Here is a 15,392-nt window from a genome sequence, read left to right as displayed (position 1 = left end):
TCGTAACTCATGTAGCGGCTCCTTAGAGATTGCGTGAGATGACCATGCGCTGAATCTCGCTCGTCCCTTCATAAATCTGCGTGATCCGCGCATCCCGGTAGTAACGCTCCACCGGGTAATCCTCCAGGTACCCATAGCCGCCATGAATCTGCATGGCTGACGAGCAGACCTTTTCCGCCATTTCCGAGGCAAACAGCTTGGCCTGGGAGGCTTCCGACAAGCACGGCTTGCCGGCGCTGCGCAGGCGTGCGGCGTGGAGGATCAGCAAGCGCGCGGCATTCAGGCGGGTTTGCATGTCGGCCAGCAGGTTGGCCACGCTCTGGTGCTCGATGATCGCCTTGTCGAACTGCACCCGATCACGGGCGTAGGCCAATGCCGCTTCAAACGCGGCGCGGGCGATGCCCAGGGCCTGGGCGGCGATGCCGATACGCCCGCCTTCGAGGTTGGACAGGGCAATCGCCAGGCCCTTGCCACGCTCGCCCAGCAGGTTGGCCTCAGGCACGCTGCATTGGTTGAGGGTGACGGCGCAGGTGTCCGAGGCGCGGATGCCCATCTTGTGTTCGGTGCGATCCACCACAAAGCCGGGGGTGTCGGTGGGCACCAGGAACGCGGAGATCCCTTTTTTGCCGAGGTCGGGATCGGTCACCGCAAACACGATGGCCAGCTTGGCGCGCTTGCCGTTGCTGACAAACTGCTTGGCACCGTTGATCACCCATTGCCCGTCGCGCAGTTCGGCACGGGTGCGCAGGTTGTGCGCCTCGGAGCCGGCCTGGGGTTCGGTCAGGCAGAAGCAGCCAATCGCCTGGCCGCTGGCCAGATTGGCCAGCCAGGTCTGTTTCTGCGCATCGGAGCCGTAGTTGAGGATTGGCCCGCAACCCACTGAATTATGGATACTCATCAGCGCCCCCGTGGCGCCGTCACCGGCTGAAATCTCCTCGACGGCGAGGGCGTAGGCGACGTAATCCACGTAGGTACCGCCCCATTCTTCCGGGACCACCATGCCCAGCAAGCCCAGTTCGCCCATCTTGGCGACCAAGGCATCATCGATCCAGCCAGCTTTCTCCCAGGCCTGGGCGTGGGGCGCGATTTCGCCCCGGGCGAAGTCGCGGGCCATGTCGCGGATCATCACTTGTTCTTCTGTGTATTCAATGTCTTGCATGGCTTATCTCCCAACCAACTTGAAGTCACGAAAGAAGCTGTCGACCTGTTGCGCGTCCAGCTCAGCCACCGTGGCAGGGTTCCAGCGTGGCGCCTTGTCCTTGTCGATTATCAAGGCGCGCACGCCTTCGATCAGGTCGCCGCGCTCGAACCATTGACGGTCCAGGTGCAACTCCAGGGCAAAGCACTGTTCCAGCGGCAGGTGACGGCCACGGCGCAGCATCTCCAGGGTCACGGCCATCGCCAGCGGGGAGCGGGTTTGCATCAACCCTGCGGTGGTCATTGCCCACTCATGGCTGTCGGCGACGGTGACTTGCTGGAGCTGCTCGACGATGCTCGGCACGTCCGGCAAGGCGAAGAAGTGGTCGATGGCCGGGCGCAACGCAGCCAGCGGCGCATCCGGCAGGTGCTGTACGCCGAGTTTGGCGAGCAGGCCTTGCAGGTCCTTGAGGGGCGACTCGTGCCAGGGCAGGCGATCCAGCTTCTGGTCGAGGTCGGCCAGCTTGGGGCTGTCCAGGTACCAGTCGGCCAACCCGCAATACAACGCATCGGCGGCACGGACCTGCACGCCGGTGACCCCCAGATAAACCCCCAGCTCGCCGGGAATACGTGGCAGGAAGTAACTGCCGCCCACGTCCGGGAAGTAACCGATGGCCACTTCCGGCATGGCCAGGCGGCTGCGCTCGGTGACCACGCGCAGGTCGGCGCCTTGCACCAGGCCCATGCCGCCGCCCAGCACAAAGCCGTCCATCAGGGCGAGGACGGGTTTGCGGTAGTGGTGGATGGCGAGGTCGAGGGCGTATTCCTCGACGAAGAAGTCTTGGTGCAGGGTGTCGCCGCTTTTGAAGCTGTCATACAAGGAGCGGATGTCGCCGCCCGCGCAGAAGGCTTTTTCCCCGGCACCGCGCAAGACCACCGCATACACCGTGGGATCGTCCGCCCAGGCGTGCAGGTGGTGGCTCAGGCTGCGGACCATGTCCAGGGTGATGGCATTCAGACCAGCGGGGCGGTTGAGGGTGAGGTGGCCGATATGGTTGCGGACTTCGGCGAGTATGGCGTCTTGAAGATGGTCGGTGTGGCTTGCCTCGGATGAAACCTGAGCAGTCATCGCTAACTCCCTGCTTTTATTGTTCTTTATCAAGATGTTCGGGGACGAACCTTCTTGCGATCCTACCAGTGCACATTTGCCCAGTACACCGGGGAATCCTGCAGGTCGTTATTGCATTTATGCACGGCGACTGAGCACCTCGCCAATGCTGCGCCGCCGTGCATGGCCCTGCGCCGCGTGGATCAGCTGCTCCAGCTCGGACGGTTGCACATCGTAGAACTGCTCCATCTCCGCCAGGGCCAGTTTCAGGTCGGCCGCCGTGACCTCGGGGTCGATGACCGGCGCGCTGCTGCCCACCACCGCAGGGGGCGGCAGCGGCAAACCCTTGGGATAACGCGTGCGTGTGGCGTTGTTATAGGCTAACGCGCAGCCGAGCAGCGCGCCGGCACCGAGCATCACCGCGCCCAGTTCCTGCCAGCCGAGGGCGATGGAGGCCGGGTCCGCCAGTACCAAGGTCATGGCCAGCCCGCCCGCAGGTGGATGCAGGCAACGCAGCCAGCAGATCAGAATCACGGTCATGCCGGCAGCCAGGCACGCACTGCCCAGCGTGCGTCCCAGTACACGCGCGACCAGCAGCGCCACGACACCGGCACACAGGTAGCTGCCGACAATCGACCAGGGCTGGGCCAACGCACCGGACGACACCGCAAACAACAATACGGCCGAAGCTCCCAAGGGGCCGAGCAGGTGCAGCGCGACGTCCATGCCAAACACTTGGGCACACGCCCAGACACTGAGCAGGGTGCCAAAAGCCATGCCGATGGCGGCACGGCTCCATTCGGCGGGGCGGGTATTGATGGCAGCAGGTAACCAGCGAGCAAGCATTGCGATAGATCCATAAACAGCAGGCGAAAAAAAAGGCTTGCCTGGTTTCCCGGAAAAGCCCTTGAAAGTTCCACATTTGGGGGAGGAACCCGCGCAGTGTGCCCACCTCGATGGGGCGACGCCACTGCATATTAGTGCAGGTTAAATGCAATAAAAGTGAAGTTTAATAGGTGATAGGCACGGACGAGTGGCTGACGACCCCCAGGATCCGATCATGGTTTTCTTCGCTCAGCAGCTGCTTGTGCAGGTTGTCGCGCAGCCCGGGGGCGTCGCACAACGGGCCATTCAACGCGACAACCGCGTCACGCAAGCCCATCAGGCGGTGCAGGCCGATATGCACCGGGTCGGGCATCAGCAACGAGGGCGGTTCAGGCAATAAGTCATTGGGCACGGCGTGGTCCTTTCAATGAAGCCCGCCGCGATTGGGTTCACGGCGGGCAGCGTCCTTGGCATGTTCCATTGGTAGTAAATAGTTACCGCAATTGGCGACCGAGTTTACATTTTGGATCCATGAGCGGGAATGGCAAAAGGCACCAGCCATTACGCATAGCTGTGTAGGAGCTTTCGTGAGGGAGCCGGCCGAAGCCGGCTCGATCAGGGCTGTGGCGTGGCTGTCAGGTGCAGCAGCACATAGGGGTTTTTGTCGAACTCGCCCACCAGTGTCGGGGTGAGCGCGCGCAGGCGCGGCTCCTTCAAGGCGGCGTAGTCGTCCTCGCTCATCACCAGCCAGGCCGGGGCCTGCAGCGGCGCCAGGTCAGTGGTGGACTGGGTGAACAACGGCACGCGGTCGCATTCGAGGTTGACCATCAGCTTGATCGCCTTGGCGTCTTTGCCCAGGCCATGCAGCACCACGGGCGCAGGTTGCTGGTTGATCCGGGCCTTGACCGCCAGGCTGAAGGTGCGCGTGTCGTAGAGCGTACGCTCCAGGGGTTCGACCACCACGATGTAGGTCGCCCACAACGCCAGTACCGCCGCCAATGCCGGCCCTGCCGGACGCAGCCGTGGCTTGAACCACGCCAACAGCGCCAGTATTTGCAACACGGCCAGCACGCCGAAGATCAGGCGCAAGTCGCCCACTTGCTCGGCGTAGCGACGCCGCACCACCAGCAGGCCAATGGTCAGCAGCGCCGGCAACAGGGTCCAGAGGCCCAGCAGCACACCGCGCAGCCAGGCAAACACGCGCCCTTGGGTGACCTGGAACGGGTACGCCGCAATGATTGCCGCCATCGGCAGCATCGGCAGCACGTAACGCGCTTTCTTCGCCTGAGGGATCGACAGGCCGAGCATCACCAGCAAGCCGGCGGCGGCGCAATAGAGCACCAGTTGCAAGGCCGGCTCCGGTGCGCGTTTGCCGCCAATGGCCACCGCGAGCAGCACCAACAGGGCCATCGGATACGCCAGCGCGTAGTTGCCCAGGGAACTGGTGAAGTAATACAGCACGCCGCTGGAGCCTTCGCTGCCGTCCATGCGCCCGAGGAATTGCATGCGGATCACGTCCTGCATGAACACCTCGCCACCACTGAGTTTGGCCAACAGCAGCAATACCCCGACACAGGCCAGCAACAGCGCCAGTGCGAGCAAGCCGAAGCTGAACAGTTGTCGCCACTGCCGGTTAATCAGGTAGTAGCTGCACAGCACGCCGGTAGGGATCACCAGGCCAATCGGCCCGCGAATCGCAAAGCCTGCGATCAGCAGCAGGTACACCCAGTGCAGGCGTTTGCCGGCGCCGAAGTGGTCATGGGCATAACCCAGATAAAACACCGCCAGGGCCACGGCAGCGAGCATCTGGTCCAGGGACACGGCACGGGTTTCGCTGACAAAGGTGCTGCTGAGCAACAGCATCGCCACACTGAGCAGGCCCCAGCGCGGCGAGTAGGGCGCCGTGAGGCGGTACACCAGGATCACGATCAGTGCTGACGCAATCGCCGTCGGCAACCACGCCGTCAAGCTGGTGACCTGGCCCAGCGGCACCGACAGCAGCCAGGTCAGCAGCGTCGAGGTCGCCAGGTAATCGGCGTACGGCTGGCCGTAGGTGGTGGGGAAAAAGCTCGGGCCATGGCGCAGCATCTCCTGGGCGAACAGCACGAAGCGCGAGTCAAACCCGATGATCGCCTGGTGCCAGTTGCCGGCGATAAACAGCAGCAGCGCCAACAGCCCCAACAGCAGGGACTGGCGGCGCACCGTGGCGTCGATGAAGGGCGCTTTGTTCACGTCTCAGGCTTCCACGACCTGATCCTGATCTGCCGATTGCGCCACCCACTGTTGCTGCGGCATTGGCAGTTGGCAGGAGTCGCCACGGCCAATCGGGAAGTACTGGAAGCCTTTGCGCGCCAGGCGTTCGCCGTCGTACAGGTTGCGGCCGTCGAAGATCACCGGGGTTTTCAGGCGCGCGTGGATCAGGTCGAAATCCGGCGCCTTGAATTGTTGCCATTCGGTGCAGACGATCAGGCCATCGGCGCCGCTCAAGGTCGATTCCGGGGTGCCCATCAGCATCAACCGTGGGTCATCGCCGTAGATGCGCTGGGTTTCCTGCATGGCTTCGGGGTCGAAGGCACGCACGTTGGCGCCGGCCGCCCACAAGGCTTCCATCAGCACCCGGCTCGGCGCATCGCGCATGTCGTCGGTGTTGGGCTTGAACGCCAGGCCCCACACGGCAAAGGTCTTGCCTTTGAGGTCGCCTTTGAAGAACGCATTGACGCGCTCGAACAGCTTGCTCTTCTGGCGCTGGTTGATCGCTTCCACCGCTTCCAAAAGGTCGCTGGAGCAGTTGGCCTGCTTGGCGCTGTGGATCAGGGCGCGCATGTCTTTGGGGAAGCACGAGCCGCCGTAACCGCAACCGGGGTAGATGAAGTGGTAGCCAATGCGCGAGTCGGCGCCGATCCCCAGGCGTACGGCTTCGATGTCGGCACCCAGGTGTTCGGCCAGTTCGGCGATCTGGTTGATAAAGCTGATCTTGGTCGCCAGCATGCAGTTGGCGGCGTACTTGGTCAGTTCGGCGCTGCGCAGGTCCATGAAGATGATGCGGTCGTGGTTGCGGTTGAACGGCGCGTACAGGTCACGCATCACCTCGCGCACTTCTTCACGCTCGCAGCCGATGACGATGCGGTCCGGGCGGCGGCAGTCGGCAACCGCCGAGCCTTCTTTGAGGAATTCCGGGTTGGAGACGATATCGAACTCCAGGTGGCGGCCGGCCACACGCAGGGCCTTGTCGATATGGGCACGCAGGGTGTCGCCGGTGCCGACGGGCACGGTGGATTTCTCCACGAGGATCACCGGGTCCACACGGTGGCGGGCCACGGCGTCGCCCACCGACAGTACGTATTTCAGATCGGCCGAACCGTCTTCGTCCGACGGCGTGCCCACGGCGATAAACAGCACTTCACCGTGTTCGACCGCGAGTTTCTCGTCATGGGTAAAGTGCAGTCGCCCGCTTTCCAGGTTTTCCTTGACCATCGCAGCCAGCCCCGGCTCAAAGATCGTCACATGGCCTTTTTGCAGTGACTCGACCTTGTTCTTGTCGACGTCCATGCAGATGACATCGTGACCGACTTCGGCCAATACAGTGGCCTGCACCAGACCAACGTAACCACTACCAAATACACTGATTTTCATGGGGCATTCCTGGGACTTGTGGTGCTAGCACGGCGAGAGTTGATAACCAGAACTCCGAGGATGACCAACGCCACCCCCAGGGTTTTTGAAAGCGAAAAATGTTCGTTGAACACCGGCAGGCTGGCCGCCAGCAGGTACACCAGCGCGTAGCTGATGCTCAGCAGCGAATAGGCACGGCCCAGCGGCAGGTGCTTGAGCGCCCCCAGCCAGCAGAGCATCGACAGCGCATAGGCGAAGATCGCCAGGAGCACCGCGCCAAGGGCGCCGAGGTCGATGCTGTTGTTGCTGAACGCACTCAGCCATTCGCTGGGCAGCGGCAAGCGCGTCATGCTCCAGCGCATGCCCAACTGGGCCGCACTGACCAAACCCACGCTGCCCAAGGCCAGGGCAAACCCTTGCACGCGGCTCATACCTGACGCCCCAGCAGCACGACGCCGGCAATCACCAGCGCCACGCCCAGCCAGTGGCGGCCATCGACGGGCTCATGAAAGACAAACCGCGCCACCAGCGTGACCAGCACAAAGTTGAGGCTGAGCATGGGGTAGGCGATGCCCACTTCCAGGCGCTGCAACACCAACAACCACACCAGCAGGCCCAGGCCCAGGCACACCAACGCGACCCACAGCCACGGCGAGCGCAGTTTCAGCGCCCAGCCGCCTGGCAGGTCGCGCCAGCTTTCCACGGCGAATTTTTGCGCGACCTGGCCCGTGCACGTGAGCAGGCAGGCGGCCAATAACAGCAGCAGGGTCATCATGGAGCCGCCTGCGGGAAGATCAGAATCACGATATTGCCTTGTTCAAAGCGCTGGCCGTCATTGGGCAGCAAGGCAACTTCGGCCATTTCATCGTCACCTTTAACCCGCATCACCACACCGACCGGACCTTTTTTGCGCGCATCGCTCATCCACTGTTGCACTTGGGTGGTGTCGATCTTGCGCGCGGCGCTGTCCGCGAAGGCCAGGCCGTATTTGACTTCGCCGACGGTGTTGTAAAGGGTCACGTCCGGGCGCGCCAGGCGCCAGGACAGCGCCGACGCCGCACCGAGGTCATTGCTCAGCAACGCCGTGGCTGGGCGCAATGCTTGCAGGTGGTCGATGATGAATTGGTCCGGGGTCTTGTTGTAGACCACCGAATGGGGCAGCGCGGCGGGGACCAGCGCCACCAGCAACCAACTGCCAATGACCGGCGCCGCCCACAGTTTCAACGGGCGCGCGGCCTGCAGCAGGTTGGCGATGATCCAGGCGAACAGGAAGACGAATACCAGCACCAGGCTGAGGGTTTCCTGGCCCGGCTCGTACACCGGCTTTTTCAGCTGGAACCAGGTGAGTGCCAGCAGCGCGACGATGCCCACCACCAGGTTCAACCAGCCGTTGATGCGCAGCGCACGGCTGCGGCCCGCGGCGAGTTTGTCGGCCAGGGTCGAACCCATCAGCAAGGCCAGCGGCAGCAGGCACGGCATGATGTAGGAGGGCAGCTTGCCCTTGGCCAGGCTGAAAAACGCCAGGGGCATCAACAGCCACAGCAGCAGGAATGCGGTTTTCGGCAGGCGCTTATCCAGCCACGCCTGTTTGACGGTGGACGGCAGCAGCGCCACCCACGGCAGGGAGAACGCCACCAGCAGCGGCAGGTAGTACCAGAACGGTTCGGCATGCTGGGCATCGTCACCGGCAAAGCGCTGGATATGCTCGTGCCAGAAGAAGAAGTTCCAGTAATCCGGCTCTTGCAGGTGCACGGCCAATGCCCACGGCAGGCTGACCACAATCGCGACGACGACGGCCACCAGGCCATAACCCAGCAGTTCACGCAAACGCTTTTGCCAGAGGGCGTAGGGCAGGGCGATCAACACCGGCAGCAGCCAGGCGAGGAAGCCTTTGGTCATGAAGCCCATGCCACAGGCAAAACCCAGCAACGCCCAGGAGGCCAGGCGGCCATTGCGCGTGGTGCTGTCGAAGCAGAACCACAAGGCCACGCCGGTCAGGTTGACCCAGAAGGTGAACTGCGGATCGAGGTTGGCGTAGCCGCCCAGGGCTGCGACGCTGACAAAGCTCATGTACAGCACGGTGCTGATGAGGCTTTTCTGCGGGTCATTCCACAACCGGCGCGACACCAGGTACACCAGCAGGATGCTCAAGCCGGTGCTCAACGCCGAGGCAAAGCGCACGCCGAACAGGTTCTGCCCGAAGATCGCCTGGCCCAGCGCAATCATCCAGTAGCCGGCCGCCGGTTTCTCGAAGTAGCGGATGCCCATGAAGTGCGGCGAGGCCCACTTGCCGGTCAGCAGCATTTCCTGGCTGATCTGCGCGTAGCGGGTTTCATCGGGAATCCACAGGCCATGGGTGGCCAGCGGCAACAGGTAAAACACGCCAAAGGCCAACAGCAGCAGAGGCAACGCCAGACGCCGGATCATGCCTGCTGCACTCCAAGCCAACCCTCACGCCCGGGCAAGGCGCCCCGCACCAGCTGTTGCTGGGGCAGGGTGCTCAGGTCGGCAGGCAACAAGTCGCCCAGGGGTTTGAAGTCGATGCCGCGCTGCCCGGCCTGGGCCAGCAACTGGCGAAAATCATTGGCCATCAGAATCCCTTCTACTTCTGCGTGGATCGTATAGACGTTGAGCTTCGACGCGGCAAAGCGGTCGAGGATGAACGTATTGAAGTCTTTGGCAGCCACCACCGGCCCGACGACTTCGTCGAAGGTCGGCAGGTCTACCGGAATTTGTGGAGTGCCCGCGCTGCCATCGGCCAAGGTTGGACGAAACAGGCTGGTGCCCCGGCAATCACTGTTGTAGCGGAAGTTGAAGCCTTGCTTGGCTTGCACCACACGCTCATCGGCACGCCAACCGGCGGCCGCTGAGCAGTCGATGGGCTCACCGAGGATGTCGCTGAGGGTGTCGACGCCACGGCGGATCTGTTCGACCAGCTGTGCCTCGCTCCAGCGCCCGGTGTTGGCCTGCCAGCCGTGGTGGTCCCAGGCGTGCAGGCCGACTTCATGCCCGGCGGCCTTGGCCTGGCGCATCAGATGCCCCAGGTCGCGGCCAATCGGCTTGCCCGGCCAGGCCGTGCCGGCCAGCAAGATATCCAGGCCATACAGGCCCACGGCATTGGAACGCAGCATCTTCCACAGGAACTGCGGGCGGATGAGACGCCACAAGTGGCGCCCCATGTTGTCCGGCCCGACGCTGAAGAAAAACGTTGCCTTCACCCCCGCTTCATCCAGGGTTTCGAGCAACCGCGGCACGCCTTCACGGGTGCCACGGTAGGTGTCGACATCAATGCGAAGACCTGCCTGCATTACTTTTTATCCGCTATTTCAAGCATGGCTTCACGCAAGAAGAAGTCGAGCGTATTGCCGATGGTCTCGCTCATCTCCACGGTCGGCTCCCAGTTCAGCAGGCGCTTGGCGTTTTCGATGCTTGGCTTGCGGTGTGCCACGTCCTGGTAGCCCGTGCCGTAGAACGCCTTGCTTTCCACGTCGCGGAAACCGGCGAACGGCGGGAAGTTGCCACGCAATGGGTGCGCTTCGAACTGACGCAGCAGCTCTTCGCCCAGCTGGCGGATGCTGGCTTCGTTTTCCGGGTTGCCGATGTTGATGATCTGGCCGTTGCACACGTCATTGTCGTTATCGATGATGCGTGCCAGGGCCTCGATGCCGTCGGCGATGTCGGTGAAGCAGCGCTTCTGCTCACCACCGTCGAACAGGCGGATCGGCGTGCCTTCCACCAGGTTGAGGATCAGCTGGGTGATCGCGCGGGAGCTGCCGATACGCGCCGAGTCCAGACGGTCGAGGCGCGGGCCCATCCAGTTGAACGGACGGAACAGGGTGAAGTTCAGGCCTTTGGCGCCGTAGGCCCAGATCACACGGTCCAGCAGTTGCTTGGAGACCGAGTAGATCCAGCGTTGCTTGTTGACCGGGCCGACCACCAGGTTGGAGGTGTCTTCGTCGAAGTACTGGTCCTGGCACATGCCATAGACCTCGGAGGTCGACGGGAAGATCACGCGTTTGTTGTACTTGACGCAGTAGCGCACCAGCTTGAGGTTTTCCTCGAAGTCCAGTTCGAACACACGCAGCGGGTTGCGGGTGTATTCGATAGGCGTGGCGATGGCCACCAGCGGCAGGACCACGTCGCACTTCTTGATGTGGTACTCGATCCACTCGGTGTGGATGCTGATGTCGCCTTCCACGTAATGGAAGTTGGGGTGGCTGCGCAGGCGCTCGATGGCGTCGGAGCCGATGTCCAGGCCGTAGACTTCGTAACGGTCGTCACGCAGCAGGCGCTCGGACAGGTGGTTACCGATAAAGCCGTTCACGCCGAGGATCAGCACACGGGTACGGCGCGGCTTGCGGCCGGACTCGGCGCCGCGCAACACGGAACCGTCCACCAGGCCCAGTTCGTTGGCCAGGGACGGGCCGGCCAGGTACAGGCCGTTGTCATTGCGCTGGCCGAACTTGACCACCAGGGAGTCTTCGCCGCAGGCGATGCGTAGCGGGTTGACGCTGATGACGCGACCCGGGGCCAGGCCTTCATTGCCCTTGACCACTTCGGCTTGCCACACGATCAGCTTGTGCTCGCCCACGGCGCAGAAGGCGCCCGGGTAAGGTTGGGTCACGGCGCGGACCAGGTTGAACAGTTCTTCAGCCGGCTTTTTCCACTCCAGCTTGCCATCGGCGGCGGTGCGGCGGCCGAAGTAGGTGGCCTGGCTTTCGTCCTGGGCGGTTTCAGTCAACTTGCCTTGGGCCAGTTGTGGCAGTGCATCGCGCAGCAGGTGGGTGGCCGCGTCACGCAGTTTGGCGTGCAGGCTCAGGCCGGTGTCGGAGCGGTCGATGATGACCTTTTGCTGGGCGAGGATCGCGCCGGCATCGGCACGCTTGACCATGCGGTGCAGGGTCACGCCGGTTTCGGTTTCGCCGTTGACCAGCACCCAGTTGGCCGGGGCGCGACCACGGTATTTCGGCAGCAGCGAACCGTGCAGGTTGAACGCGCCTTTGCGTGCGGTGGCCAGCAGCGGCTCGCTGAGCAGGTTGCGGTAGTAGAACGAGAAGATGTAGTCCGGGTTCAGCTTGGCAATGCGCTCGATCCACAGCGGGTGGTTGGCGTCTTCCGGCGCGTGCACCGGGATGCCGTTGCGGGCGCAGAGTTGGGCGACGGAGCCGTAGAAGTTGTTTTCCTTGGGATCATCGGCGTGGGTAAACACCGCAGCAATGTCGTAGCCGGCATTCAACAGGGCTTCAATACCGGCACAGCCAATATCGTGGTAGGCGAAGACAACGGCGTTTGAATTCATGACGAAACCTGATCGGAAGGAGAAGTAGAAGTGGTATGGGAGGACACCAGGCCGTCGACCACGACGACTGGAGCCGGTGCTGCCGGGGTGTTGCGCAGCACTTTTTCAATAAAGAAGCGTGGGCGGGCGCGCACATCGCTGTACATGCGGCCCAGGTATTCACCCAAGAGCCCCATGCCGATGAACTGGCCACCGGTGAACACGAACAGCACCGCAAACAGCACAAACATGCCGTCGCCGGCCCATTGGGCACCAAAGGCCAGGCGCATGACGATCAACGCCAACGCAAACAGCACGCCCAGGCCCGCCAGGCTGAAACCGACGATGGACAGCAGGCGCAGCGGGGTGGTGGTCATGCACGTCAGCAGGTCGAACATCAGGCTTATCAGGCGCATGGCGCTGTATTTGGATTCGCCGTGTTCACGCTCGGCGTGGTGCACGAGGATTTCCGTGGTGTGGCGGGCAAAACCGTTGGCCAGGATCGGGATAAAGGTGCTGCGCTCACGGCAGGCGAGCATCGCATCGACGATGGTGCGGCGGTAGGCGCGCAGCATGCAGCCGTAGTCGGTCATGGCCACGCCGGTGGAGCGCTGCACGGCCAGGTTAATCAGGCGCGACGGCCAGCGGCGGAAGGCCGAGTCCTGGCGGTTGTTGCGCACGGTGGCAACCACGTCGTAACCCAGGGCGGCTTGTTCCACCAGGCGCGGGATTTCTTCCGGCGGGTTTTGCAGGTCGGCGTCGAGGGTAATCACTACTTCGCCACGGCACTGTTCGAAACCGGCCATGATCGCCGCATGCTGGCCGTAGTTGCGGTTGAGGATCACCGCGACTACGTTGCTGCCGTCTTCGGCGGCGGCGTCTTCGAGCATTTGCGCGGATTGGTCGCGGCTACCGTCATCCACCAGGATGATTTCGTATTCGTAGGCCAGTTGCTTGCAGGCTGCGGTGGTGCGACGCAGCAATTCAGGCAGGCTTTCTTCTTCGTTGTAGACCGGGATAACGATCGACACGCAATGAATAGGGTAGGGTTTCAAAGATTCAAGACCTCGGGGTTAGCGCAACTTGGAGCGTGAAAACAGCGGTCATCAGGAGCGGTTGACGCCTTACCTGATTAAACAAAGCGTGAAGGGGCGATTATTCATTCGACTTTCCTGGGATGGGCACTGGGATCTTCCATGATGGCGTTTTGAGTAAAGCTCAAAAAAAGCAAAGGTAAAGCCTAATCAACAGGTTAGTCGGGAAAACGCGGTTCGTTCTCAAGTCCTTGGGGCCAAGATTAAGCGTAAAAATGTTGAACGAATATGAAAGGCAGATGAAAAACTCGTTTATTTGACAGGTAGACAGCCAGGGTTCAGCTACGCAAATCGGCGTTTGAGCGCGGTGTGCAGGGAATCGCCGGGCAATCGCGTTTATTCAACAATCTTCTCTGCAATACCCAGCAAGTGCCGGTAAAGTAAGCCCTCTCTTGCCAGGGTAATCGGATGAATAGCGTGCAGCTTTTACGGCCAGTATTGATGGGGTTGATGATGACCGTGGCGTGTGTCACGACGGTGCGGGCTGATGATGGGGTGACGCTCACCAGCATCGGCCAGGTGCCGGACGGCGTGGAAGTGCGTGGCAAGCAGATCGCCGCTTACACCTGGGATGACCACCAGGGCAAAAACCTGCTGGTGCTCGCCGAGCAGGTCAGCGAGCGTGATGACGATGGCACCCAGTCCGCGTTTGTCTACGCGGCCCAATACCTGATCGATGGCAACCGTCCCAAGCGCGTGTGGATGCTCTACGACGACGTGCAGCATTGTGAATTTGACGCGTCGCTGCGCTTCGACAGGGCCGCAACCAAGGTCACCGACCTGTCCGGCGATGGCATCACCCAGGCCACTGTGGGCTATTCGCGCACCTGTACCAGCGACGTCAGCCCCAATGAATTCAAGCTCATCATGCACGTGGGCAAGTCACAGAAATACCGCCTGCGCGGCGTCGACCGTTATGGCGCCAGCTGGTGGGACGAAGACGCCGGCGCACTGCGAGGCATGCCGCTGCCCAAGGATTGCAGTGTCGCCGCGCAACAGGCGCTGGTCAGCCAGTACAAGGAGCAGGGCACCGAACTGCCGCTGCCGGGTTGCTATGGTGAAGAGAAAGACTTTGCCAACGCGCCGGAGGCGTACCTGACCTTTATGCGCCAGCACTGGTTCGCGTTGATGCAGAAGCAGGACGCCGATTGGAGCCAGGCCCAGACTCAGCCGCAAGACGCTGTAGAGGACGATGACACGGCACCCTGATTTTGTGCCCACGCCATTCCTGCGTTAGACTCGGCCTTCGCCAATTCACTAAATACCTCGATTAAACAAAGGCTTGTTCGAGGTATTTAATCCAAAGGCTGATCTATTTTGACCGAGTCCATCCGCAACCCGCTGACCCTCTACCTCACACGCCTGGCGCCCTCCAGCCAGTTGACCATGCGCTACGTGCTGCAGGATGCCGCCGACCGCCTGGGCTTCGAGGACATCAACCTCGAAGAGATCGACTGGCATTTGCTCCAGCCTGAACACGTGATCGCCCTGGTCGCGGCCCTGCGCGAAGACGGCTATGCGCCGAACACCTCATCGCTGTATGTCAACGCGGTGCGCGGCGTGATGAACGAAGCCTGGCGCCTCAGCCTGATTAGCCAGGAACACCTGTTGCGCATGCGTACGGTCAAACCCGCGCCGGGCACACGCCTCAGCCAGGGCCGCAACCTGCGCCGCACCTTGATCCGCGAAATGATGGACGTCTGCGCCGCCGACCCACGCCCCCAGGGCCTGCGCGATGCGGCGGTGATCGGCATCCTGTACGGCTCGGGCATGCGCAAGTCGGAGTCGGTCAACCTCGACCTGGCGCAGATCAATTTCGAAGAGCGCAGCTTGCGAGTGATCGGCAAAGGCAACAAGGAGCTAGTCAAATACGCACCGGCCTGGGCCTTTGCCAAGTTGCAGGCCTGGCTGGATTTTCGCCGCGAGCACCTCAAGGAAGGCGAGCAGGACGACACGTTCCTGTTCAACCGCATTCGCCGTGGCAGCCACATCACCCGCGAGCGCATCACCAAGCATGCGATCTACTACATTGCCCGCCAACGCGGCGAGCAAGTGGGGGTAAAGATCATGCCCCATGACTTCCGCCGCTCGTTTATCACGCGGGTCATTGAAGAGCACGACCTGTCGATTGCGCAGAAACTGGCGCACCACACCAATATCCAGACCACCGCCAGCTACGACGTGCGCGAGGACAATGAGCGGCGGCGGGCGGTGGATCGGTTTGATTTGTAGATAAACACCGCCATTTTTCTGGAGGGATGAAGATCCAAATGTGGGAGCGGGCTTGCTCGCGAATGCGGTGTGTCAGTCAAACATGCATTAGCTGACACGCCGCCCT

The 15,392-nt window shown here is 62.1% G+C and carries 14 protein-coding genes; 2 read left to right on the top strand and 12 right to left on the bottom strand.

Features of this window, described 5'->3' with window-relative positions; all coding sequences use genetic code 11:
- Nucleotides 1-22: 22 nt before the first annotated feature.
- The 12 genes from NUV89_RS21055 to arnC all read right to left on the bottom strand — a co-directional run bounded on the left by NUV89_RS21055 (nt 23) and on the right by arnC (nt 13,015).
- A complete protein-coding gene (locus NUV89_RS21055) occupies nt 23-1,159 on the bottom strand; it encodes an acyl-CoA dehydrogenase family protein (protein WP_257782813.1) in 1,137 nt (378 codons plus the stop codon).
- 3 nt (nt 1,160-1,162) lie between these two features.
- The gene (locus NUV89_RS21050; RefSeq protein WP_257782812.1) at nt 1,163-2,266 is read right to left on the bottom strand and encodes an enoyl-CoA hydratase/isomerase family protein; all 1,104 of its coding nucleotides are present in this window, start codon (nt 2,264-2,266) and stop codon (nt 1,163-1,165) included.
- Between the two features lie 117 nt (nt 2,267-2,383).
- The gene (locus tag NUV89_RS21045) at nt 2,384-3,091 is read right to left on the bottom strand and encodes an HPP family protein (RefSeq protein ID WP_257782811.1); all 708 of its coding nucleotides are present in this window, start codon (nt 3,089-3,091) and stop codon (nt 2,384-2,386) included.
- 163 nt (nt 3,092-3,254) lie between these two features.
- A complete protein-coding gene (locus NUV89_RS21040; protein ID WP_257782814.1) occupies nt 3,255-3,482 on the bottom strand; it encodes a hypothetical protein in 228 nt (75 codons plus the stop codon).
- A 203-nt stretch (nt 3,483-3,685) separates the two neighbouring features.
- The gene (locus NUV89_RS21035; RefSeq protein WP_257782810.1) at nt 3,686-5,302 is read right to left on the bottom strand and encodes a glycosyltransferase family 39 protein; all 1,617 of its coding nucleotides are present in this window, start codon (nt 5,300-5,302) and stop codon (nt 3,686-3,688) included.
- A 3-nt stretch (nt 5,303-5,305) separates the two neighbouring features.
- Nucleotides 5,306-6,703 (bottom strand): UDP-glucose/GDP-mannose dehydrogenase family protein, encoded by a 1,398-nt coding sequence (locus tag NUV89_RS21030; protein ID WP_257782809.1) that lies wholly within the window; start codon nt 6,701-6,703, stop codon nt 5,306-5,308.
- Nucleotides 6,700-7,113: a 4-amino-4-deoxy-L-arabinose-phosphoundecaprenol flippase subunit ArnF gene (gene arnF / locus NUV89_RS21025; RefSeq protein WP_257782808.1), complete on the bottom strand. Its 414-nt coding sequence runs from the start codon at nt 7,111-7,113 to the stop codon at nt 6,700-6,702. Before arnF ends, NUV89_RS21030 begins: the two co-directional genes overlap by 4 nt.
- Entirely contained in the window at nt 7,110-7,457 is a 348-nt protein-coding gene (arnE, locus tag NUV89_RS21020; RefSeq protein ID WP_257782807.1) for a 4-amino-4-deoxy-L-arabinose-phosphoundecaprenol flippase subunit ArnE, read from the bottom strand. The genes arnF and arnE overlap by 4 nt, the downstream gene beginning before the upstream one ends.
- Nucleotides 7,454-9,109, bottom strand: coding sequence for a lipid IV(A) 4-amino-4-deoxy-L-arabinosyltransferase (gene arnT, locus NUV89_RS21015; protein ID WP_257782806.1), 1,656 nt, complete (start codon nt 9,107-9,109; stop codon nt 7,454-7,456). The genes arnE and arnT overlap by 4 nt, the downstream gene beginning before the upstream one ends.
- Nucleotides 9,106-9,990, bottom strand: coding sequence for a 4-deoxy-4-formamido-L-arabinose-phosphoundecaprenol deformylase (gene arnD / locus NUV89_RS21010; RefSeq protein WP_257782805.1), 885 nt, complete (start codon nt 9,988-9,990; stop codon nt 9,106-9,108). Before arnD ends, arnT begins: the two co-directional genes overlap by 4 nt.
- Nucleotides 9,990-11,981, bottom strand: a complete 1,992-nt coding sequence (arnA, locus tag NUV89_RS21005) for a bifunctional UDP-4-amino-4-deoxy-L-arabinose formyltransferase/UDP-glucuronic acid oxidase ArnA (RefSeq protein WP_257782804.1) — start codon at nt 11,979-11,981, stop codon at nt 9,990-9,992. Before arnA ends, arnD begins: the two co-directional genes overlap by 1 nt.
- Entirely contained in the window at nt 11,978-13,015 is a 1,038-nt protein-coding gene (arnC, locus tag NUV89_RS21000) for an undecaprenyl-phosphate 4-deoxy-4-formamido-L-arabinose transferase (RefSeq protein ID WP_257782803.1), read from the bottom strand. The genes arnA and arnC overlap by 4 nt, the downstream gene beginning before the upstream one ends.
- Nucleotides 13,016-13,462: 447 nt before the next feature.
- On the opposite strand from arnC, the gene NUV89_RS20995 reads away from it, so the two are divergent.
- Entirely contained in the window at nt 13,463-14,263 is an 801-nt protein-coding gene (locus NUV89_RS20995; protein ID WP_257782802.1) for a M949_RS01915 family surface polysaccharide biosynthesis protein, read from the top strand.
- A gap of 108 nt (nt 14,264-14,371) precedes the next feature.
- Entirely contained in the window at nt 14,372-15,286 is a 915-nt protein-coding gene (gene xerC / locus NUV89_RS20990) for a tyrosine recombinase XerC (RefSeq protein WP_257782801.1), read from the top strand.
- Nucleotides 15,287-15,392 lie beyond the last annotated feature (106 nt).

This window comes from Pseudomonas sp. 18.1.10 (assembly GCF_024655625.1).
Lineage (GTDB): Bacteria > Pseudomonadota > Gammaproteobacteria > Pseudomonadales > Pseudomonadaceae > Aquipseudomonas.
Note: the sequence above shows the minus strand (reverse complement) of the source record. Positions and strands in the feature narration are given on the sequence as shown.

What these genes read in the sequence shown, in the direction of transcription:
- arnD (WP_257782805.1), bottom strand. Translation starts at nt 9,990, where the DNA reads ATGCAGGCAGGTCTTCGCATTGATGTCGACACCTACCGTGGCACCCGT.
- NUV89_RS21055 (WP_257782813.1), bottom strand. Translation starts at nt 1,159, where the DNA reads ATGCAAGACATTGAATACACAGAAGAACAAGTGATGATCCGCGACATG.
- arnE (WP_257782807.1), bottom strand. Translation starts at nt 7,457, where the DNA reads ATGATGACCCTGCTGCTGTTATTGGCCGCCTGCCTGCTCACGTGCACG.
- NUV89_RS21050 (WP_257782812.1), bottom strand. Translation starts at nt 2,266, where the DNA reads ATGACTGCTCAGGTTTCATCCGAGGCAAGCCACACCGACCATCTTCAA.
- NUV89_RS21030 (WP_257782809.1), bottom strand. Translation starts at nt 6,703, where the DNA reads ATGAAAATCAGTGTATTTGGTAGTGGTTACGTTGGTCTGGTGCAGGCC.
- arnA (WP_257782804.1), bottom strand. Translation starts at nt 11,981, where the DNA reads ATGAATTCAAACGCCGTTGTCTTCGCCTACCACGATATTGGCTGTGCC.
- NUV89_RS20995 (WP_257782802.1), top strand. Translation starts at nt 13,463, where the DNA reads ATGAATAGCGTGCAGCTTTTACGGCCAGTATTGATGGGGTTGATGATG.
- arnF (WP_257782808.1), bottom strand. Translation starts at nt 7,113, where the DNA reads ATGAGCCGCGTGCAAGGGTTTGCCCTGGCCTTGGGCAGCGTGGGTTTG.
- NUV89_RS21045 (WP_257782811.1), bottom strand. Translation starts at nt 3,091, where the DNA reads ATGCTTGCTCGCTGGTTACCTGCTGCCATCAATACCCGCCCCGCCGAA.
- arnT (WP_257782806.1), bottom strand. Translation starts at nt 9,109, where the DNA reads ATGATCCGGCGTCTGGCGTTGCCTCTGCTGCTGTTGGCCTTTGGCGTG.